The sequence below is a fragment of the Streptomyces malaysiensis subsp. malaysiensis genome, assembly GCF_040653035.1.
Lineage (GTDB): Bacteria > Actinomycetota > Actinomycetes > Streptomycetales > Streptomycetaceae > Streptomyces > Streptomyces malaysiensis.
Window position 1 is genome coordinate 209,342 of record NZ_JBEZNG010000013.1, and the last position, 19,128, is coordinate 228,469.

At 69.9% G+C, this 19,128-nt stretch carries 17 protein-coding genes; 4 read left to right on the top strand and 13 right to left on the bottom strand.

The features are described 5' to 3' along the window. Nucleotides 1–55: 55 nt before the first annotated feature. The 11 genes from AB0E24_RS25620 to AB0E24_RS25670 all read right to left on the bottom strand — a co-directional run bounded on the left by AB0E24_RS25620 (nucleotide 56) and on the right by AB0E24_RS25670 (nucleotide 11,441). A complete protein-coding gene (locus AB0E24_RS25620) occupies nucleotides 56–1,600 on the bottom strand; it encodes a sugar ABC transporter ATP-binding protein (RefSeq protein WP_232636840.1) in 1,545 nt (514 codons plus the stop codon). Beyond that, nucleotides 1,597–2,673, bottom strand: a complete 1,077-nt coding sequence (locus AB0E24_RS25625; RefSeq protein ID WP_359380266.1) for an ABC transporter permease — start codon at nucleotides 2,671–2,673, stop codon at nucleotides 1,597–1,599. The genes AB0E24_RS25620 and AB0E24_RS25625 overlap by 4 nt, the downstream gene beginning before the upstream one ends. Beyond that, entirely contained in the window at nucleotides 2,670–3,749 is a 1,080-nt protein-coding gene (locus tag AB0E24_RS25630) for an ABC transporter permease (protein WP_186000323.1), read from the bottom strand. The genes AB0E24_RS25625 and AB0E24_RS25630 overlap by 4 nt, the downstream gene beginning before the upstream one ends. Continuing rightward, nucleotides 3,746–4,834: a mandelate racemase/muconate lactonizing enzyme family protein gene (locus AB0E24_RS25635; RefSeq protein WP_359380269.1), complete on the bottom strand. Its 1,089-nt coding sequence runs from the start codon at nucleotides 4,832–4,834 to the stop codon at nucleotides 3,746–3,748. Before AB0E24_RS25635 ends, AB0E24_RS25630 begins: the two co-directional genes overlap by 4 nt. A gap of 38 nt (nucleotides 4,835–4,872) precedes the next feature. Continuing rightward, nucleotides 4,873–5,967 (bottom strand): sugar ABC transporter substrate-binding protein, encoded by a 1,095-nt coding sequence (locus AB0E24_RS25640; protein ID WP_359380272.1) that lies wholly within the window; start codon nucleotides 5,965–5,967, stop codon nucleotides 4,873–4,875. A 164-nt stretch (nucleotides 5,968–6,131) separates the two neighbouring features. Beyond that, nucleotides 6,132–7,517: a chitinase gene (locus AB0E24_RS25645; protein ID WP_174882219.1), complete on the bottom strand. Its 1,386-nt coding sequence runs from the start codon at nucleotides 7,515–7,517 to the stop codon at nucleotides 6,132–6,134. Continuing rightward, a complete protein-coding gene (locus AB0E24_RS25650; RefSeq protein WP_079256749.1) occupies nucleotides 7,514–8,812 on the bottom strand; it encodes a glycoside hydrolase family 16 protein in 1,299 nt (432 codons plus the stop codon). The genes AB0E24_RS25645 and AB0E24_RS25650 overlap by 4 nt, the downstream gene beginning before the upstream one ends. A 295-nt stretch (nucleotides 8,813–9,107) precedes the next feature. Next, a complete protein-coding gene (locus AB0E24_RS25655; RefSeq protein ID WP_251770156.1) occupies nucleotides 9,108–9,521 on the bottom strand; it encodes a restriction endonuclease in 414 nt (137 codons plus the stop codon). A 293-nt stretch (nucleotides 9,522–9,814) separates the two neighbouring features. Beyond that, entirely contained in the window at nucleotides 9,815–10,663 is an 849-nt protein-coding gene (locus AB0E24_RS25660) for a helix-turn-helix domain-containing protein (RefSeq protein WP_069861809.1), read from the bottom strand. Nucleotides 10,664–10,681: 18 nt separating this feature from the next. Further along, a complete protein-coding gene (locus AB0E24_RS25665; protein WP_069861807.1) occupies nucleotides 10,682–11,206 on the bottom strand; it encodes a DUF6879 family protein in 525 nt (174 codons plus the stop codon). Then, entirely contained in the window at nucleotides 11,178–11,441 is a 264-nt protein-coding gene (locus AB0E24_RS25670) for a hypothetical protein (RefSeq protein ID WP_069861805.1), read from the bottom strand. The genes AB0E24_RS25665 and AB0E24_RS25670 overlap by 29 nt, the downstream gene beginning before the upstream one ends. 236 nt (nucleotides 11,442–11,677) lie before the next feature. On the opposite strand from AB0E24_RS25670, the gene AB0E24_RS25675 reads away from it, so the two are divergent. After that, a complete protein-coding gene (locus AB0E24_RS25675) occupies nucleotides 11,678–12,424 on the top strand; it encodes an FG-GAP repeat domain-containing protein (RefSeq protein ID WP_359380281.1) in 747 nt (248 codons plus the stop codon). A 52-nt stretch (nucleotides 12,425–12,476) separates the two neighbouring features. Here the strand turns inward: AB0E24_RS25675 and AB0E24_RS25680 are convergent, their stop codons facing one another. Continuing rightward, complete coding sequence (locus AB0E24_RS25680) at nucleotides 12,477–13,292, bottom strand: class I SAM-dependent methyltransferase (RefSeq protein ID WP_206331737.1); 816 nt, start codon at nucleotides 13,290–13,292, stop codon at nucleotides 12,477–12,479. A gap of 327 nt (nucleotides 13,293–13,619) precedes the next feature. Between AB0E24_RS25680 and AB0E24_RS25685 the strand changes: the two genes are divergently transcribed. From AB0E24_RS25685 to AB0E24_RS25695, 3 genes are all read left to right on the top strand, one after another. Next, nucleotides 13,620–14,660 carry a chitinase gene (locus AB0E24_RS25685; RefSeq protein WP_147964944.1) on the top strand — a complete coding sequence of 347 codons (1,041 nt, stop codon included), beginning with the start codon at nucleotides 13,620–13,622 and terminating at the stop codon, nucleotides 14,658–14,660. A 13-nt stretch (nucleotides 14,661–14,673) separates the two neighbouring features. Further along, a complete protein-coding gene (locus AB0E24_RS25690; RefSeq protein WP_359380285.1) occupies nucleotides 14,674–16,440 on the top strand; it encodes a pectate lyase-like domain-containing protein in 1,767 nt (588 codons plus the stop codon). 133 nt (nucleotides 16,441–16,573) lie between these two features. Beyond that, entirely contained in the window at nucleotides 16,574–17,803 is a 1,230-nt protein-coding gene (locus tag AB0E24_RS25695; RefSeq protein WP_069861797.1) for a glycoside hydrolase family 88 protein, read from the top strand. Nucleotides 17,804–17,834: 31 nt separating this feature from the next. On the opposite strand, the gene AB0E24_RS25700 is transcribed toward AB0E24_RS25695, so the two are convergent. Beyond that, on the bottom strand, nucleotides 17,835–18,983 hold the full coding sequence (locus AB0E24_RS25700) for an ROK family transcriptional regulator (RefSeq protein WP_069862168.1): 1,149 nt from the start codon (nucleotides 18,981–18,983) through the stop codon (nucleotides 17,835–17,837). Nucleotides 18,984–19,128: the final 145 nt, after the last annotated feature.

Below are 19,128 nucleotides of genomic sequence, written 5' to 3' on the forward strand. Positions count from 1 at the left end.
CGCGCCGGGCGCATCACACACACGCGCCACGCGCACAACGCCCGCGCCACGCGCATCACACCTCCCCCGTCCGTGGGCGCACGGCCGAGGTCGCGCGGTCGTGGATGACGCGGATGATCCTGCCGCTCATCCGCTCGTAGTCGCGGTCGTTGTCGACCTCACCCCGGATCCGGTGGTCGGCCATCACCACCACCCGGTCCGCGAGCGTGATCATCTCCGCGAGGTCGCTGCTGATCAGCAGGATGGGCAGGCCGTCGCGGGCCAGCTCCCAGATGAGTTGGTGGAAGGCGTGCTTGGTGCGCACATCGACACCGACGGTCGGCTCGTCCACGATGAGCAGCCGGGTGTCGGCCGCGAGCCACTTCGCCAGGCTCACCTTCTGCTGGTTGCCGCCGGACAGCTCTCCGGCGTTCTGCCCGAGCCCGGAGGTGCGGATGCCGAGGCGTTCCACGAGGTCGTACGAGACGTCCCGCTCCTCGCGCGAGGAGATGAACCCGAGCGCCTTCGCCAGCCTCTTCCACACCGTCACCGTGATGTTCCGGACGATGGGCTGTTCCAGGAAGACACCCTCCTCCTTGCGGTTCTCGGTCAGATAGCCGATGCCGAAGCGGTGCAGTGCCTGCCGGGGAGAGGTGATGCGCACCGGTTTGCCGTGCACCCGGATCTCGCCGCCGGTGACGCGGTCGAGGCCGAGCATGGCCTTGACCAGTTCGCTGCGGCCCGCGCCGACCAGGCCGTACAGGCCGACGATCTCGCCGGGCCGGATGTCCAGGCTGATGTCCCGGTGGCCGGCGGCGGTGCAGACCGCGTCGAACGAGAGCACCGGGGCCGCGGAGGTGTCCACCTCCCGCGGTCGCATCGCGGTGGCCGAGTGGGCGCGGCCCACCATGAGCCCGACCACCTCGTCCTGGGTGTGGCCGGCGAGCGGGGAGGATTCGAGCACGGACGTGCCGTCGCGCAGCACGGTGACGGTGTCGCAGATGGCGAACACCTCCTCCAGTTTGTGGCTGACGAAGACGACACACGTTCCCCGGGCCTTCAGCCGCCGGACGACGTCGAACAGGCGCTCCGCCTCCTGCGGGGAGAGGGAGGCGGTCGGCTCGTCGAGGAGCAGCACCCGGCTCTCGGTGTAAAGCGCCTTCGCGATCTCCACCAACTGCTGCTGTGCCACGGACAGTTCACGCACCGGCTGGTCCGGGTCGAGGTCCAGGCCCAGCTCGTCGAGGCACTTCAGGGCGGGGGCGGTCATGGCCGCGCGATCGATGAGACCGCGGTGCGAGGGAGGGCTCTGCAAGGTGATGTTCTCGGCCACCGAGAAGCCCGGGATCAGATTGCGCTCCTGGTGCACCACGCCGATGCCGGTGCGGGTGGCCTCCAGGGGTGAGCGCAGGTGGATCTCGCCGCCGCACCAGATGAGACGGCCGCCGTTGGGGGTGTGCACCCCGGTCAGGACCTTGATGAGGGTGGACTTTCCCGCGCCGTTCTCGCCGAGCAGCGCGTGGACGGACCCCGCGGTGAGGCGCAGTCCGACGCCGTCCAGGGCCCGTACTCCGGGGAAGACCTTGACGATGGCCTGGCATTCGAGAAGGACGTCGCTCATCCGGAACCTCCCGTATGCGGCAGGACGGCGGCCGGCCGCGCGTCGCTCCGCGGTGGTGCGGGCGGTACGCTGCCGTGCGAACCGCCCCTCTTGCCCAGGTGGGTCTGATGGATCCGGCCACCGATCACCGTGCCGAGCACGACCAGGCCGATGAGGAAGTTCACCCAGCTCGGGTCGAGTGAGAACTGTGCGCGTGCGGCGTCGATGAGCCGCATCACGAAGGCCGCCAGCACCGTGCCGAGCACGGCGACCGAGCCTCCGGTGAGCGCGACGCCACCGATGATGGGCGCCGCGAAGCTGGGCAGCAGCCAGTCGCCGCCGACACTGCGGTTGACTCCGGGCAGCGACGCCGTCGCGGTCAGGGCGGCCACGCCGATCAGGAGCCCCGACAGGGTGTGGGCGAGCACGATCTGCCGGTCGGTGGAGATGCCCGACAGCCTGGCGGCCAGCGGGTTGCCGCCCGCCGCCAGGAGCCGCCGGCCGGCGGTGCCGCGGTACAGGAAGGCGGCGAGCAGGGCCGCGGCGGCCAGAGCGGTGAGGAACACCAGTGGGATGTTCAGCGGGGCCGCGGCGCCGAGGTCCCGCAGACCGGCGGAGTATCCGTCGACGGTGCGCGTGCCGACCAGCCAGTACTGCGCTCCCTGGAGGATCGTCATCGTCCCGAGGGTGACGATAAAGCCATTGATCTTCGTGGCCACGATGAACAGGCCGGTCGCCAGGCCGACGGCCGTGGCCGTCAGCACACCGGCCGCCACCGCGACCACGGCGGGCACGCCCTGGTCCGCCATGAGGACGCCCATCAGACAGGCGGTGAAGCCGCCGAGCGCGCCGACCGCGAGGTTGAGCTGTCCGACGCACAGCGCGACCATCTGGGCGAGACCGATGAGGATGGGGGTGGCCAGGTAGCGCAGGAACGTCCGTACCGAAGGGCCCTCGAAGAACGAGCCGGAGGAGGCCACACCGAGGGCGAGGTAGCCGATGACCACCACGCACAGCAGGGTCATCGTCGTGGAGCGGGAGAAGCGGCGCAGGACGGCGGCTCCCCCGGCTCCCCGGCCGCGGATTGTGATCATGTGGAACGCACCGCCTTGCGATGGGCCACCACGGTGCGCACACGGTCGGCCGAGAGGGCCAGCAGGAGGACGCAGCCGAGGTAGATGTTCAGGTTCTCGAGACCGACCCCGAGCAGATCGAGCCCCTTGCGGATCACCCCGACCAGGGCCGTGCCCAGCAGGGCCCCGACCACCGAGACGACGCCACCGGTGAGTTGGGTGCCGCCGAGCACCGAGCCGAGGAACGACGGCAGCATGAAGTCGTCCCCGATGGAGGCGCGGAACGTTCCGGTGCCGACGGCGGCCATGAATCCGGCGAGCGCGGCGAGCAGCCCGGAGAGCGTATGCGCCAGGATGAGGCGGCGGCCGGTGGGAATGCCGGACAGCTCGGCCGCCGCCGGATTCGCCCCGGTGAGCAGCAGCTCCCGGCCGATACGGGTGCAGGTGTACAGGAAACCGAGGCCGAGCAGGGCCAGGACGGTGAACTGCGCCAGCTGCGGTACGGCCGGGGAGCCGCACACGGGCCCGACGCAGATGTCGGCCAGTGAGTACGAACGCAGCTCGGCGAGCCCCGACGGCTTGCTGGTGAAGGCGGCGTTCTCGGTGAGGGCCGAGTAGAGCAGGGAGACGAGTCCCAGCAGCGCGAAGTCCATCGCCAGGGTCACGACGAAGGAGCTCACCCCCGCACGGGTGATGATCCAGCCGGTCAGCGCGCCGATGGCGGCCCCGGCGAACAGGCAGAGCAGCAGGCCCAGTGGCAGTGGCAGCTCCAGCCGGTCGTATCCGAACCCCGCGAACAGGGCTCCGAAGGCGGCCATCCGCCCGACGGCCAGGTTCATATGTCCCACCGAGAGGACGACCATCTGGGCCAGCGCCACCACGGTCAGCGTCGAGATGTCCCGCAGCAGCGGGAACAGCACGAGCCGCTCGTCGAGGAAGGTCGGCCGCACCACGCCGAACAGGGCGCCGAGTCCGACGACGAGCACCAGCAGGCCGAGCCGCTGGTTGACCCAGAACGGCAGCCGGTGCACGGGTGGCGACGGTGCGGCCGGGGCGGAGCCGGTGTCACCGTCCGGCGGGACGGCGGGCGTCGTCATGCCACCCTCCGGTCGTCGATGGCGTCCATGTCCCAGTCGATGCCGATCCCCGGAACGTCGGGCGCCACGGCCCGCCCGTCGCGGATCGTCAGCTCACCGCGGGTGACGGCGCGCAGCTGCGGGATGTGCTCGACGTACATTCCGTTCGGCACCGCGGCGACGAGGCTGATGTGCAGTTCCATCAGGAAGTGCGGGCACACCATGACGTTGTGGCTCTCCGCCGTGTGGGCCACCTTGAGCCAGGGGGTGATCCCGCCGATGCGGGCGACATCGACCTGCACCACGGAAGCGGCGCCCGTCTCGAGGTAGTTGCGGAACTGCGTGGGCGCGTACAGGGATTCGCCGACGGCGACGGGGATCCGGGTCGCACGTGCCAGCCGGGCGTGGCCGCTGATGTCGTCCGCCGGCAGGGGCTCCTCGATCCAGTACGGGTCGTAGGGCTCCAGCGCGGCCGCCAGCCGGAGGGCCGAGGACATCGTCTGCGACTGGTTGGCGTCCGTCATGATGTGCAGCGCGGGCCCGACGGCCTCGCGTACGGCGCGCAGGCGCTCCGCGTCCTCGGCGGTATGCGGCTTGCCCACCTTGATCTTGATTCCGCCCCAGCCGGCCCGCTGGGCCCGGAGCGCTCCCCGCACCAGTTCGTCGGTGGTCAGATGGAGCCAGCCGCCCTCGGTGTCGTAGACGGGAACGTCCTGGCGGTGGCCGCCGGCCAGCCGCCACAGCGGCTCGCCCGCGCGTTTGCACCGCACATCCCACAAGGCGGTGTCGACGGCGGCGAGCGCGAGCGAGGTGATGGCTCCGGTGGTGGTCGCGCGGGTCAGGGCGAACAGCCGCTGCCACAGCGCCTCGACGTTGCGCGCGTCCTGTCCGATGAGGACGGGCAGCAGATGGTCCCGCAGCAGGGCCAGTACGGAGGTTCCGCCGGTGCCGATGGTGTAGGCGTAGCCCGTTCCCGCGCCGCCGTCCGCCGTGGTGATGTCGACGAGTACCGTTTCCTGTTTGACGAAGGACTGCACCGCGTCGGTGCGGTCCGTCTCCACGGCGATATCGGCCAGTTTGGCCGTGGCGGTCGTGATGATGCTCATCTGGTGGTGTCCGCTTTCTGTGGTGCGGCACGGCAGGATCAGCCGCACGTCAGGACGTCGTCGGCGAACCGCTTCTTCAGCTGATCGGTCTTCGCCTTTCGCGCACGGTCGTAGGTCGCGAGGTTCTCCTTGGTGACGACGAACGAGCCGGAGTCGACGGACTGTCCGGGCCTGCGCATGGTGCACTGCTCCGTCTGGAGCAACGCGAGTGCCCACGCCCCGATCTCGGCCTGCCCCACCGGGTTCTGCACGACGGTGGCGGCGACCGTGCCCTGCTCGATCGAGCCGAGGATCTTGGCGTCGTCGTCGATAGCGACGACCTTCGCCCGCGAACCGGCGCTCCTGACCGCGTCGGCGGCGGCGACGGCCGGGTTGTAGGCGGTGGAGACGATGCCCTGGATCTGTTTGCCCTTGGCCGTCAGCAAGTCGGACACCGCCTTCTGGGCGGTCTGGAGGTCCTTGTCGATATCGGTGACGGTCTGGAGCAGCTTGACCTCGCCGCCCGCCTCCCGCACGGCCCTGGCGACGCCCTTGATCCGCAGTTGGGTGTTGGCGTCCACGTTGTTGCCGGTCAGATGGACGATCCTGCCCTTGCCGCCCATGGCGTCGATGGTGGCCCTGGCCGCCTTGTACGCGGCGAGTTCGACGTCCGTGGAGAGACAGAAGTCGGCCTCGTCCTTCGTCCCCGCCGGGCAGGAGCCGAGGGAGGCCACGGTGAGGCCCTGCGACTTCAGGTCCGCGAAGGTGGTGTTGATGTCGGTCGGCGAGACACCGAAGACGCCGAAGGCGTTGTAGCCGCGTGCGGCGAGCGTGGACAGCAGGTTGTTCTGCTTCTGCTGGTCCCACTCCGCCCTCTCGTCGAACCTGACGTCCCCGAGCCGGTACGTCTTCTTCGCCTGAGCACCGGCGGTCTTCCAGGGCTGGAAGTAGGGGTGGGCGCCGCCGGGCACGAGCGCGACCTTGGTGGCCGACCCGTCGTCGAGTACGGCGGAGCCGCCGCCCGCCCGTGCGGACGCGGGGCCCCGGCCGCCCGCCGGCTCACCCGAGTTCTTGAGCGTGCACGCTGCCGAGCCCGTGGCCAGCAGCGCGACGGCGACCACTCCCGGCAGAAGAGATCTGGTCCGAAGACGCACCTCCTCACCCCCACGAATCAAATAGGAAATTGATGCCGCGATGGTGTGCCAGCCGAGCCGCCCCGTCAAGACCCCGGACAAACGCGAGATCCGGCGCCCCTACGAGAGAGGCGCCGGATCTGGATCCGAAGATTCCTATAGGATATGCGTGTCCGGGGTCGGGATCAGCCGGTGTACTGGGCGAAGACCCGGGTGAAGTCCCACGGCTGCTGGGAGACGCCCGAGCAGGTGTCGGCCCCGCCACCGGTGCAGGGCCGGTCACGGTTGACCGACCAGAAGGTCAGCCGCGCGAGGTGGCGCTGCTGGGCGTAGCCGAGGATGGTGCGGAAGTCGTTGACGGTCACCGTCTCACCGTTGTCGGTGATGCCGTTCATCGAGGAGATACCGGTGTGCCGGTACGCCTGGTCGTCCGAGTACCCGTAGGCGCTCTTGACCGTGTTCTTGAGCCCCTCGGCGGCGCGGAGGGTGAGCTGGCCCATGTTCTGGCCGGCTCCCCCGAAGTTGAACGGCATGATCGTCCAGCTGTCCACGGTCAGACCGGAGGCGGCTGCCTTGCTGATCAGGCTGTTGTCGGGGCCGTTCTGGCCGGTGCCGAAGGTGATGTACACCTTGATGCCGGGGTTGTTGGCCCTGACCGTCTTCAGCGCGTCGACCGTGCGCTGCTGAACGGTCGGGCTGTCGTACGCCGCGGCCTCGATGTCGATGTCGATCGCCTTGAGCCCGTAGGCGTTGATGACCTTCTGGTACGCGGCGGCCAGCTCGCCCGCGCTGCCGCAGGAGCTCTCCAGCTTGTTGCCGCTCCAGCCGCCGAAGGACGGGATCACATCGCCACCGGCCGACCGCACGGTGTTGATGGTCTGCTGGTCGACGCCTCCGGTGAGCGGACGGCCGCCGTCCCACTGCGGATTGCAGTAGCCGTTGCTGAGGACGAAGGCGAGCGTGAACCACTTGACGCCGGTCGCGTTCATCACGGTGGTGGGACTCGGCGGGCTGCCCCAGCCGTTGTAGAGGTACGGAGCCACGGCCATGGCCCCCGGTCCGGGCGGAGTGGTGCCGCCGCTCGGCGCCGTCCACTTCTGGTTCGAGGCGCCGGTGCAGGTCCATATCTGCAACCGGGTGCCGTTGGCCGAACTCCCACCCGTGGCGTCCAGGCACTTGTCGGCCTGCGGATTGACGATGTCACGAGCCGCCGGAACAGCCCACTGCTGAGCCGCACTGCCATTGCAGTCCCACAACTGCACCAACGTGCCATCGGCCGTACCACCCGACGCCACATCCAGACACTTGCCCAACGCACGAATCGTGCCATCGGAACCAACAGTCCACTGCTGAGCCGCACTTCCGTTGCAGTCATACAGCTGCACCGCCGTGCCATTGGCGTTGTTGCCACCCGCCACATCCACACACTTGCCACCCACACCGGTGATCTGTCCGGTGGCCGCCGCGGCACCGCTCGCGGGAACGCTGGTCAGCCCGGTGAGGAGGGCGGCGATGGCGGCGACACCCAGCACACCGCGCACCGCGGGTCTGCGCCCGGGTCTCTTTTTCATCTGGTCACCGTCCACTTCTGGTTGGCGGCGCCGGTGCAGGTCCATATCTGCAACCGGGTGCCGTTGGCCGAACTCCCACCCGTGGCATCGAGACACTTGTCGGCCTGCGGATTGACGATGTCACGAGCCGCCGGAACAGCCCACTGCTGAGCCGCACTGCCATTGCAGTCCCACAACTGCACCAACGTGCCATCGGCTGTACCACCCGACGCCACATCCAGACACTTGCCCAACGCACGAATCGTGCCATCGGAACCAACGCTCCACTGCTGAGCGGCACTTCCGTTGCAGTCATACAGCTGCACCGCCGTGCCATTGGCGTTGTTGCCACCCGCCACATCCACACACTTGCCACCCACACCGGTGATGGCGCCACCGGCCGGCTGTCCGCCGTCGGTGCTGACCCGGACGTAGTCGACGAGGAGTTGCTGGGGGAAGGATGTGCTGCCGTCGGGGTCTCCGGGCCAGTAGCCGCCGACCGCGAGGTTGAGGATCACGAAGAAGGGCTTGTTGAACACCCACTGCCGTCCGCCGAGGTCGGCGGGGGTGCGCCGCTGGTACACGGTGCCGTCCACGGACCAGGTGATGGCGTTCGGACTCCAGTCCACGGCGAACGTGTGGTACGCGTCGGCGAACGCCTGGCCACCGGGCAGGCTGTACCCGGCGCCGATGCCGCCGGACCCCGAGTATCCGGGGCCGTGGAGGGTGCCGTGGACCGTGGACGGCTCGAAGCCCACGTTCTCCATGATGTCGATCTCACCGGAGTTGGGCCAGCCGACCTGTCCGATGTCGTTGCCGAGCATCCAGAACGCGGGCCACATGCCCTGCCCGCGCGGAACCTTCATCCGGGCCTCGACCCGGCCGTAGGTGGTGGTGAACTTGCCGGAGGTGTTCAGCCGGGCGGAGGTGTACTCACACCGTCCGTACCAGCACTGGTAGTTGTTCGGGTTCTCGCGGCGGGCGGTGATGACCAGATGGCCCTGGCCGTCGAGGGCGGCGTTGCTGTTGCCCGCCGTGTAGTACTGCCGCTCGTGGTTGTTGACGTTGTCGCCCGTCTCGATCTGCCACTTGCTGCCGTTGACGGCCGAACCGGCGGCCCCGTCGAACTCGTCGGAGAACGTGACGGCGGCCGCCTTGGCCGGTCTCGCGGTGGCCGCCGGTCTCGCGGTGGAATCCGCGGCCCGATCCGCCGCTGAGGCGGATGCCCCCTGGGTCAGTCCGGTGGACAGCGACGCGAGGGCGAGGAACGAGACGACGGACAGCAGCAGTCGCCGGGGTAAGCGCGGGGAGTCCATGACTCTCCCTTCCGATACAGGTGGATGAACAGGCGCGGAGAGACATGTAGGCGCAGCTGAACCAAGTGGTCACGGCGCCGACCGGAGTGCGGTGAGCGATTTGAGCTGTACTTAGTTCATTACGTGATTTAAGAAGTGAAGGAAAACACTGTCAAGAGTTTGGTATGGACCAGTTGCCTGGCGGCCTATCGGGCTTCCTTCGTGGGTTCATCGCCGGTGCCGCCGGCCAGTCCGGCCGCGGTCAGGGTGAGGGCGGCTCGCACCCGGGCCTCCCAGTCGACGTCGCCGCGCGGTGTCAGTGGGCCGATGAGCGTCGCGGGCCCGGGAGGGACGAGGCGACGTCGGTGAGGCGGTCCAGGCGCCCGTACAGGGAGCGGCAGAGCCGGGCGCGGTCCTGGGCGCAACTCGCGGTGCCCTTCAGGGGTTTGGACAGCCGGTGGCGGGTTTCGTCGAGGATGTGTTCGGCCAGTATCCGGGCCGGGTGGTCCGCGGGCAGTTGCTCGGCGGTGCGGCGGACGTCGTCGGCCACCGCGCGGGCGGCCGCGGTCAGTTGCAGCGCGATCTGGTGGTACTCACTCGGATGCAGCCCCGGGTCACCGGCCCAGGCGAGCACGGCGGCGACCAGCCGCTGATGGGTTTCCCGGTCGAGGGGGAGCTTCCCCTCGATACGGCCCTGGGGGTCGTACAGGACCGTGTGGGTGCTGGTCATCGGGCCTCGCTGCTGGGTGCGCCGGAGTGGCCGCCGCGGCCGCCCGGGGAGGCGGACGGTTCCTGGCCTACGCGGGCGAGCGGGCCGGGGAGGGGCGCTGTGCCCCGGTGGCGCCGGCGTTCGTGTATGCGCGTCAGGTCCCGCCTCTCCGGGCCGTGGTGTCGGCCCTCACGCTACGAAGGCGGTGGTACGAGCCTCAACGAAATTGCGGATTGTTGCGCGGACTCATGAAGGGCACTGGCCCGTGAAACGCGCCGGCCCATGAAGGGCGCGGACCCATGGAAGGCGCGGACTCACTCCAGGGCGTCGATCGCGGCCCGTATGAGCGTACGGGCGGCGTCGCCGTGGACGGCCATCCGGGCCAGACCGGTGAAGGCGCGGGTGTAGTCGGCGATCTCACGGGGCTGGCGGACGCTGATCCCGGCGGTGAGGGTCTCGACGACCGTGTTGTGGTCGTCGTAGAGGTAGAACGCCTCCAGCGGCCACACGGTGCGCCGGGCCCCCAGGGGGATGATCCCCAGGGAGACCGAGGGCAGCGGCATCACGGTGAGCAGATGCGCGAGCTGACCGGCCATCGTCTCGGTGGATCCGATCCGGGTGCGCAGGACCCACTCCTCGATGAGGACCACGAACCGGTGGTCGCCCTCGTACAGGAAACGGCTGCGGGCCAGGCGGGCGGCGACGGCCTCGGGTATGTCGTCGGGGGTGCCCTGGAAGTCGGTTATGGCGCGCATCAGGGCCTCGGCGTAGCCGGCGGTCTGGAAGAAGCCGGGGATGACGTTGGAGGTGTAGGCGCGGCAGAGGCGGGCGGCGGCGTTGCGGGCGAGGACGTCCTGCTGGGTGCGGCGCATCCCGTCGCGGTGCTGGCGGCGCCACTCCAGGTACATCGAGTCCACCGCGCGGGCGGTGGCGATGAGGTCCGCGGTCTGGTCCTCGGCACAGCAGGCGGCGCACCAGGCCCGGATGTCGGCTTCGGAGGGAGCGGCCTTGGCGCGCAGGATGCGCGAGGTCTTGGCCGGGTGCCAGCCGCACCGGGCGGACAGCTCACGCCCGGTGATCCCGGCGTCCCGCACCAGATGGGCCAGGCGAACGGCGAGAGCTTCGCGGGCGGCCTGGGCGCTGGAGGACGGAGATGCGGGCATGGGCTGTCCATTTGCTTTTCAGACGGTGTACTTTTCATGCGGGACGGCCCGCCGCCAGACCGCTTCGAAGGCGGTGGCGCACAAAGCGGCGACGTCCGGGTCCTCGGTGTGCTCCTTGCTGGCCCAGTCCCCTTTTCCGGTGAAGTGGTTGAACTGCACGATCCGGCCGTCCAGGAGCCAGAAATCGTTACCGGGCAGGGCCAGGTCACTCGCCCGCCGCCGAGGCAGCCAGCGTACGTCCTCCCCGGCCCGCAGGTTGAGCAAGGTGATGGCGTGCTCGTAGCGGATGTAATCGGTGACCGGCTCGGAGACGATCCGCGCCCGGCGCACCACCACGCCACGCGCGACCGCGTCGGCCACCAGCGGAAGCCACTTGGGCCAGAACGACTTGGCCGGGTCGGTGTTGGCCACTCCGGTGCGCAGGAAGGCCGCGTAGTCCTCGGCCTCGTCACCGACCGCGTACTGATCGCGCATTTCCAGGTGGACAGCGCTGCTCCGGGTGGCCGCGAGCAGGTCAGCGAACGCCCTTGCCTTCAGCGACATCGCACGCCTCCCTCAAGATCGGCACCATCCGAGCGGGGATCCTGATGACCCGCTCATGGGCGGGAACCCCCCTCGCGTGCCCGGGCACCCACTGAGTGCTGCCGATCAACTCCATCAGGAGCGCCTCGGCCTCCTCGCCTTGCAGGACGAGGTCGGCGCTCCCTTCCTCCACCCATACCGTCGGTGATCCCTCACCTCCGGTATTCGGGTCCATCCCGACAAACCGTAATGTCATGACTGCCTCCGCTGTCGAGTCCATTGCGCCCGGTTGCGCCATGACCGTCCCGCGACCGCCCGGAGCGGTCAATGCCGCCTCCGGCGTCCTGGCTCCGCCACCGCGTGGCCGCCACGCCCCCGCCCCGTACTCCGTTCCCCCGAATGTCACGTTTACGTCACACGGCGTTCATCGTGTGAACTCACGTGATCACACCGGCATCTGACTGCGTGACAGCAATTGAGAGGAGCTCGTACATGCTTCGGAAGCGCACGCGTTTAATCGCCGTGCCGCTCGCGGCCGCCGCCCTGACCTTGACGGTCGCCGGCTACCAGGCCATGGCGACCGAGTCGTCGGACGCGGGCGGAACACACCGGTCCGACCGTGCCACCGGTGCGTCGGCCCCGTGTCTGGCCGGCGCGACCACGCTGCTCGGAGATCTCGACGGCGACTCCTACCCGGACAAGATCATCAACCCCGGGCACACCGGCACCGGGATGACGGTCCAGTGGGGCACCGAGAGCGGTTCCTTCGGCCGGAAGACGGCCGTCAAGGATCTGCTCGGCGCCAGGTCGGGTGAGATCGCGACCGCCGCGGTCGCCGACTTCCAGAACGACGGCACGCTGGACATGGTCGTCAACATCGTCGAACCGGCCGACGGGGACGACCCCTCGACGGCCCGTGTCGCGGAGTACCGCCCCGGTCCGCTGAACCGGACCGATCTGGGGTCCGCCGACTCCCGGCACTCCGACATCGGCGACCACGGCGAGGCCAAGCAGCTCGCCATCGCCCACTACAACGACGACGCCTACCCGGACCTCGCGATCCTCAACAACGGGGGCGATGCGCAGATGGACCGGGACGTACGCCTGTCGAAGCCGGGCGGCGGTCTGAACGACTTCGACTACGAGGCGTTCGAGAAGTACGGCGAAGCCGGGTCGTGGGCCGAGCCGCCCGCCATGCCCGGCGACGGCTGGAAGCGGTTCTACAAGTCCTGCTCATAACGCGCCGCCGGGCGCCGCGGCCGGTCCTTCAGGGCCCCGCCGGCGCCCGGCGTCACACGCGCCGTGACACCCGCAACTCCGTGAGGTACCGCTTGGTGACCCGGCCTCCATACCGCCCGTCGATCAGCCCGGCGATGCACCCCAGCAGGCCCTCCCTGGCCTCCGGGGGCAGCGCCCGGTGGCCGGAGTAGGTGCGCAGCACGTCCAGGTACTGCGCCGTGGTGTACGTCAGATCCCATTCGTGGCGCCGGAGGACGACGGGCCCGAACCGGCCGTGGCGAGCGACCTCGTCGGTGTGATCCGAGGTGTCCACGTCCGCCGCGGCGGGAAGCCGCAGCCCCGGAGGGGTGGCCGGGTCGAAACGCTCGTAGCAGCCCTGGACCTCGGCGAAGAACTCCTCGGTGCCGCCCGCCACATGCTGGGTGGCGACCACGGCGAGGGCGCCGCCCGGCCGCAGCGCGTCCGCGGCCTTGACCATCCGCACCGCCGGGTCGATCCAGTGGAACGCCGTGGCCGCGACGACCGCGTCGAACGGCTCCTTGGGCAGCGGCCAGGTCTCGAAGTCCGCCGTCACGATCTCCACCGCCTCGAACCCGGCCAGGTTGCGCCGGGCGACGGCGGCCATGTCCGCGCCCAGTTCGACGGCGGTGATCCGGCAACCGCGCTCGGCCAGCGGCAGGGTCGCCTTGCCGGTGCCCGCGCCCACCTCGAGCACCCGGCAGCCGGGACCGGTGCCGGCCACCTCGGCGAGGTCGTCGAACAGCTCCGGCGGATACCCGGGCCTGGCCCGGTCGTACAGCTCCGCGTCCTCGTCGAAGGTACGGCTCAGTCGGACACGGCGCGTCTCGTCAGGGGTGTCATCGCGCATGGCAGCACATTAGGCCCGGTGCGGCAGGAGTGGAGCCGCGGCCGCGGCCGCGTCCACCGGTCGGAGTGTCCAACGGCCCGGCACCGCCCCGACCGTGTCCGACCAGCCCATTCCGGCCCCCGGGAGCGCGAGTTCGCCCTTTGAAGGCACCTCATTCATTGGTGCGGACCTATTGACGAGACATGTTCAACTCCCGAAATATATGGGGCCGAGAGTCCGGCCGTGACCTTCCGGCCGGAACCGCATGTCGCGGGCCGCGGCGGCGCCTGTCCGACGGACATGCCCACTGCCGGGGTCCGTCCGCGTGGCAGGAAGGTATCCCCCCACATGAACCACCGCGAAGATTTCTCCGTTCAGGACCGCGCACACCGCCGCCGTCGGCGGCGCATCGCGCTGGCCCTGGCCGTCGTGGCCGCGGCCGCGAGCACGACCGCGGCCGCCTGGGCCGACAACTCCGGACCATCGGGCCGGGACGGCGGCGAGGCGTCCGCCGCACCCGCCGCCGTGGCGCCGTACCTGTACAACGGATGGGGCGATCCGCCGGACCCGGGCGAGGTCATGGACGCCACCGGCGTCAGCTGGTTCACCCTCGCCTTCGTCCTCGACGCGGGCGGCTGCGACCCGCAGTGGGACGGCGGGCGCCCGCTGACCGGCGGACAGGACGAGCAGACCGTGAAGGCCGTACGGGCCAAGGGCGGCGATGTCGTACCGTCCTTCGGCGGCGCCAGTGGCGCCAAGCTGGAGCAGTCGTGTGGCGACGCCAAGGCCCTCGCCGGTGCCTATCAGAAGGTCATCGACGCCTACGGTCTCAAGGCCATCGACATCGACATCGAGGGCGATGCCTACGACGACCCGGCCGTCCAGCAGAAGACGATCGACGCCCTGAAGCAGGTGAAGGGCGACAACCCGGGGCTGCTCACCTACGTCACCTTCCCCAGCGATCAGAACGGCCCCGACGACGGCATGATCCGCCGGGCCGCCGAATCGGACTTCGAGGCCGACAGCTGGACCATCATGCCGTTCGACTTCGGCGGCGAGGGCCAGAACATGGGCGAGCTGACCAAGCAGGCCACCGACGGGCTGAAGGACGCCGTCAAGGGCGCCTACGGCTACAGCGACGAGGACGCCTACCGGCACAGCGGCCTGTCCTCGATGAACGGCATCACGGACGTCAAGGAGACCGTCTCCACCGACGACTTCGAGACGATCCTGGACTACGCCTCCCAGCACCATCTGTCGCGGCTCTCCTTCTGGTCCGTCAACCGCGACCGCCCCTGCCCGGGCGACTACCCGAACGACGACACCTGCTCCGGAGTCGCCCAGGAGCCCTGGCAGTTCACCGGAATATTCGCCCGGTACCAGGGCTGAGGGAGACACCACCATGAGCAACGACACCACCGGGCGCGGCCATCGGGGACGCCGCCGCGCCGCCCGCGCCACCGCCGCGTTCGCCGTGCTGGCCGGTGCCGTCGCGGCGGCGCTGACCGTACCGTCGGCACACGGCGCGGACGCGGAACCGGATCTGGGCCCCAATGTGCAGATCTTCGACCCGTCGATGTCCGCGCAGGAGATCCAGTCCAAGCTGGACTCGGTCTTCGGCAAGCAGGAGACCAACCAGTTCGGCCAGGACCGGCACGCCCTGCTGTTCAAGCCCGGCTCCTACGACGTCAACGCCAACGTCGGCTTCTACACACAGGTGGCGGGCCTGGGCCTGTCGCCCGACGACACCACCATCAACGGCGCGGTGCACGCCGAGGCCGACTGGTTCGACGGCAACGCGACGCAGAACTTCTGGCGCGACGCGGAGAACCTCGCCGTCAACCCCGACGACGGCGCGGACCGCTGGGCCGTGTCACAGGCCGCCCCGTACCGCCGGATGCATCTGAAGGGCGACCTCCAGCTGGACGACGGCGGCTGGTCCAGCGGCGGTCTGCTGGCCGACACCAAGGTCGACGGGCAGGTGCGGTCCGGATCGCAGCAGCAGTGGCTCTCCCGCAACACCGAATGGGGCAGCTGGACCGGCTCCAACTGGAACATGGTGTTCGTGGGCGCGCGGAACGCCCCGGCGGGGGACTTCCCCAACCCGCCGTACACCCGGGTCGACAAGACGCCCGTCTCCCGTGAGAAGCCGTTCCTGTACGTCGACGACGAGGGCGCCTACAAGGTGTTCGTGCCGGAGGTGCGCAAGGACTCCACGGGCACATCGTGGTCCTCCGGTACGCCGAAGGGCACCTCGATCCCGCTGGACGACTTCTTCATCGTCAAGCCGGGTGCCACCGCCGATGAGATGAACGCGGCGCTGGAGGCGGGCAAGCATCTGCTCGTCACCCCGGGCGTCCACCACCTCGACGCGCCGCTGAAGGTGACCAAGCCCGACACCGTCGTGCTGGGCCTGGGGCTGGCCACGCTGATTCCCGACAACGGGGTCACCGCGATGGACGTGGCCGACGTCGACGGCGTCAAGCTCGCAGGGCTGCTCATCGACGCGGGCACCGAGAACTCCAAGACGCTGATGGAGCTCGGCCCCGAGGACTCGTCCGCCAGCCACAGCGACAACCCCACCTCGCTGCACGATGTGTTCTTCCGGGTCGGCGGCGCGGGTGTGGGCAAGGCGTCCACGAGCCTGGTGGTCAACAGCTCGGATGTGATCGGTGACCACACCTGGATCTGGCGCGCCGACCACGGTGACGGCGTCGGCTGGGACAGCAACACGGCCGACCAGGGGCTCGTCGTCAACGGCGACGACGTGACCATGTACGGCCTGTTCGTCGAGCACTACCAGAAGCACCAGACGACCTGGAACGGCGAGGGCGGCCGTACGTACTTCTACCAGAACGAGATGCCCTACGACCCGCCGGACCAGGACGCCTGGATGAACGGCTCCACCAAGGGATACGCCGCCTACAAGGTGGCCGACTCGGTCAAGAGCCATGAGGCGTGGGGCCTGGGCAGCTACTGCTTCTTCAACACCAACAAGTCCGTGACCGCCGAGCACGCCTTCGAGGTTCCGCAGAGCCCGGATGTGAGGTTCCACGACCTGGTCACCGTCTCGCTCGGCGGCACCGGCACCATCAACCACGTCATCAATGACACGGGAGGCCCCTCGGATGCCAACAGCAACGTCGCGAACGTGACCGACTATCCCTGATCCTCCCGGCTGACCGGCCCACTCCGGCAAGCCGCCTGTGGGGCGCGAGCACCTCGCCCGCGCCCCACAGGCGGCTGATGTACCCGCACCGCATGTCGTTGTCGGATTCCCCCCTCGTGAATGGCGGACACTCATGAGCGTTTCCCGGCGAACCCTGCTGACCACCGCGGCCGGTACCGCGGTCGCGGCGACCTCGATCGCTCCCCCGGCACAGGCCGCACAGGAGGTTCCCGGCCGTGCCGCCGCACTCCGTACGCTCCAGGAGACGGCGGACTACGCGGTGGCGAAGCTGCGCGCGGTCGCACCCGGTGTGAGTGATTTCCCGGTCGGTACGAAGTTCGAGAAGTGGACGTACTCCCAGAACGGCGACTGGGTCGGCGGTTTCTGGCCCGGAACGCTGTGGATGGCGTGGCTCCACAGCGGTGACGAGCGGTTCCGCACCCTGGCCCTCGCCTCCGCGAAGAAGCTCGCCCCCCGCCAGGACGACACCGGCACCCACGATCTTGGCTTCCTCTTCTACCCCTCGTGGGTCACCGCGTGGCGGCTCACCGGTGATGACACCTGGCGGGCGGGCGCGCTGCGGGCCGCCTCCTCGCTGATCCGCCGGTACAACGCCAAGGGCCGTTTCATCCGGGCCTGGGGAGCGCTGAACGATCCCGCGAACGCGGGCCGGGTCATCATGGACACCATGATGAACCTCGATCTGCTGGCGTTCGCGAGCAGCCAGACCGGGGACCGGAAGTACCTCGACATCGCCGTGGAACACGCGAGAACCACCCAGCGGAACTTCCCCCGCCCCGACGGTTCGACCCCGCACGTCTTCGACTTCGACCCGGTCTCGGGCGCGCCCCTCGGCCCGGCCACCGTGCAGGGCTACAGCCCCGCCTCCTGCTGGTCACGCGGGCAGGCATGGGGGATCTACGGATTCACCACGACCTACCGCCGCACCGGCCACCGCGAATTCCTCACCACCGCCCGGAAACTCGCCGACTTCGCCCTGGGCGCGCTCACCCCGGACAACGTCCCGGTGTGGGACTACCTCGCCCCGCAGGCGCCCAACGACATCAAGGACGCCTCGGCGGGCGCGATCATGGCCTGTGGCCTGCTGGACCTGGCCGAGGCCACCGGCGAGCCCCGCTACCGCGAGGCGGCCCTGCGGCTGCTGAACGCGCTCTCCCGGACCTGCCTCACCACGAAGTCGACCCGCGCCGAAGCGGTCGTGGCCCGCTGCACCCGCAACCGCCCCAGCGAGGACGGCGTCGAGATCTCGCTCCCCTACGCCGACTACTACCTGCTCGAAGGCATCCTGCGGGTGCTGCGCCCCGACGACATCGACCGCGCCATCGACCTCTCCACCGTCTGACCCCGCGCCCTCGCCGCCCCGCCGCCGGTGTTCAGGTCAGCAGCAGTGACCTGGGCTGCGCGGACAGTGCCTGGTCGAGGACCAGGGACGCCGCCCCGACCGCGGCCACGTTCTCGCCGAGCGTGGTGGAGACGACCGCGGTCGGGTGGGTCGCCCGGACGAAGGGCGACCGGGCGACCATGGGCTCGATCGTGATGAGGAGGCGGTCGGCGAGCAGCTGCCAGATGGGTCCGCCGAAGACCACGGTGTCGACGTCCAGGAGGGTGGCCGCCGCACACACACCGCGGCCGATCCGCAGTGCCAGGCGCTCGATGATGCCGTCCGCCTGTGCCTCTCCCCCGGCGGCGAGCTCCGCGAGGCGCTTCAGGCCGCGCTGGGCGTCGGCCGGGTCGAGGACGGTGTACTCGGCGCCGAGCACGCCCAGCGCGATGGCCTCGTCGACCAGGGTGCGGGTGGAGCACCCGGCGCCGAGCCCGCCGACCTCGCCCGCGTTCCCGGAGACGCCGCGCAGCACGGTGTCCTCCACGACCAGGCCCATCCCGGAACCGGTGCCGAGGTAGAAGAAGAGCAGGTTGCGGCTGTCGGTGGCGGCCCCGGCCCAGCGCTCGGCGACGACGGCCGCGGTGACGTCCTTGTCGAGCAGGGCCGGGAGTCCGGTGGCCTCGCTGAGCCGTTCGCGCAGCGGGTAGCGGCCCCAGCCGGGCAGCTCGGGCGGGTCCATGACCCAGCCGACGGACGCGTCGATGGGGCCGGGCGCGGCGATCCCCAGCCCCAGGACGCGGCCGCTGTCGATGCCCGCCTCCGCGATGAGCGCGCTCACCGAGGCGGCCATGTCCGCGGTGATCCCGTCCGTGTCCCCGCCGCTCGGGGTGCGCTGGCTGCGCTGGGCCACGACCGTGCCGAGCAGGTCCACCAGGACGCAGGTGATGACGGCCGGGTCGAGATGGACCCCGACCGCGTAGCGCGACGTGGGAACGATCTCCAGCAGGGTCCGGGGCTTTCCGCTGCCCGTGTTGTGCTTGCCCGACTCCCGGGCCACTCCCCGGTCGAGCAGCCTGCGCGTGATGTTGGAGACGGTCTGCGCGGACAGGCCGGTGGCCTGCGCCAGCTCCACCCGGCTCAGCCCCGCGGGGTGCCGGCGGATGGCGTCGAGAACCACGGACTCGTTGAAGTCGCCCATCCGCGGCAGATTGGTGCCGCGCCGGATCGTGCGCTTCGCGGTCCGCACCGTGTCGGTCGTCAAACTGCCTCTCCCGCAATCGATGGGGCAGGGTACGCCGCCGGTCCGGCCCGGTGCCATGAGCACCCGGGCCGAACCGCGCCGC

Coding starts and splice junctions, on each gene's coding strand:
- AB0E24_RS25655 (WP_251770156.1), bottom strand. CDS start 9,521: ATGACCAGCACCCACACGGTCCTGTACGACCCCCAGGGCCGTATCGAG.
- AB0E24_RS25685 (WP_147964944.1), top strand. CDS start 13,620: ATGAACCACCGCGAAGATTTCTCCGTTCAGGACCGCGCACACCGCCGC.
- AB0E24_RS25670 (WP_069861805.1), bottom strand. CDS start 11,441: ATGACATTACGGTTTGTCGGGATGGACCCGAATACCGGAGGTGAGGGA.
- AB0E24_RS25665 (WP_069861807.1), bottom strand. CDS start 11,206: ATGTCGCTGAAGGCAAGGGCGTTCGCTGACCTGCTCGCGGCCACCCGG.
- AB0E24_RS25650 (WP_079256749.1), bottom strand. CDS start 8,812: ATGGACTCCCCGCGCTTACCCCGGCGACTGCTGCTGTCCGTCGTCTCG.
- AB0E24_RS25635 (WP_359380269.1), bottom strand. CDS start 4,834: ATGAGCATCATCACGACCGCCACGGCCAAACTGGCCGATATCGCCGTG.
- AB0E24_RS25680 (WP_206331737.1), bottom strand. CDS start 13,292: ATGCGCGATGACACCCCTGACGAGACGCGCCGTGTCCGACTGAGCCGT.
- AB0E24_RS25660 (WP_069861809.1), bottom strand. CDS start 10,663: ATGCCCGCATCTCCGTCCTCCAGCGCCCAGGCCGCCCGCGAAGCTCTC.
- AB0E24_RS25675 (WP_359380281.1), top strand. CDS start 11,678: ATGCTTCGGAAGCGCACGCGTTTAATCGCCGTGCCGCTCGCGGCCGCC.
- AB0E24_RS25630 (WP_186000323.1), bottom strand. CDS start 3,749: ATGACGACGCCCGCCGTCCCGCCGGACGGTGACACCGGCTCCGCCCCG.
- AB0E24_RS25625 (WP_359380266.1), bottom strand. CDS start 2,673: ATGATCACAATCCGCGGCCGGGGAGCCGGGGGAGCCGCCGTCCTGCGC.
- AB0E24_RS25690 (WP_359380285.1), top strand. CDS start 14,674: ATGAGCAACGACACCACCGGGCGCGGCCATCGGGGACGCCGCCGCGCC.
- AB0E24_RS25620 (WP_232636840.1), bottom strand. CDS start 1,600: ATGAGCGACGTCCTTCTCGAATGCCAGGCCATCGTCAAGGTCTTCCCC.
- AB0E24_RS25645 (WP_174882219.1), bottom strand. CDS start 7,517: ATGAAAAAGAGACCCGGGCGCAGACCCGCGGTGCGCGGTGTGCTGGGT.
- AB0E24_RS25695 (WP_069861797.1), top strand. CDS start 16,574: ATGAGCGTTTCCCGGCGAACCCTGCTGACCACCGCGGCCGGTACCGCG.
- AB0E24_RS25700 (WP_069862168.1), bottom strand. CDS start 18,983: ATGGGCGACTTCAACGAGTCCGTGGTTCTCGACGCCATCCGCCGGCAC.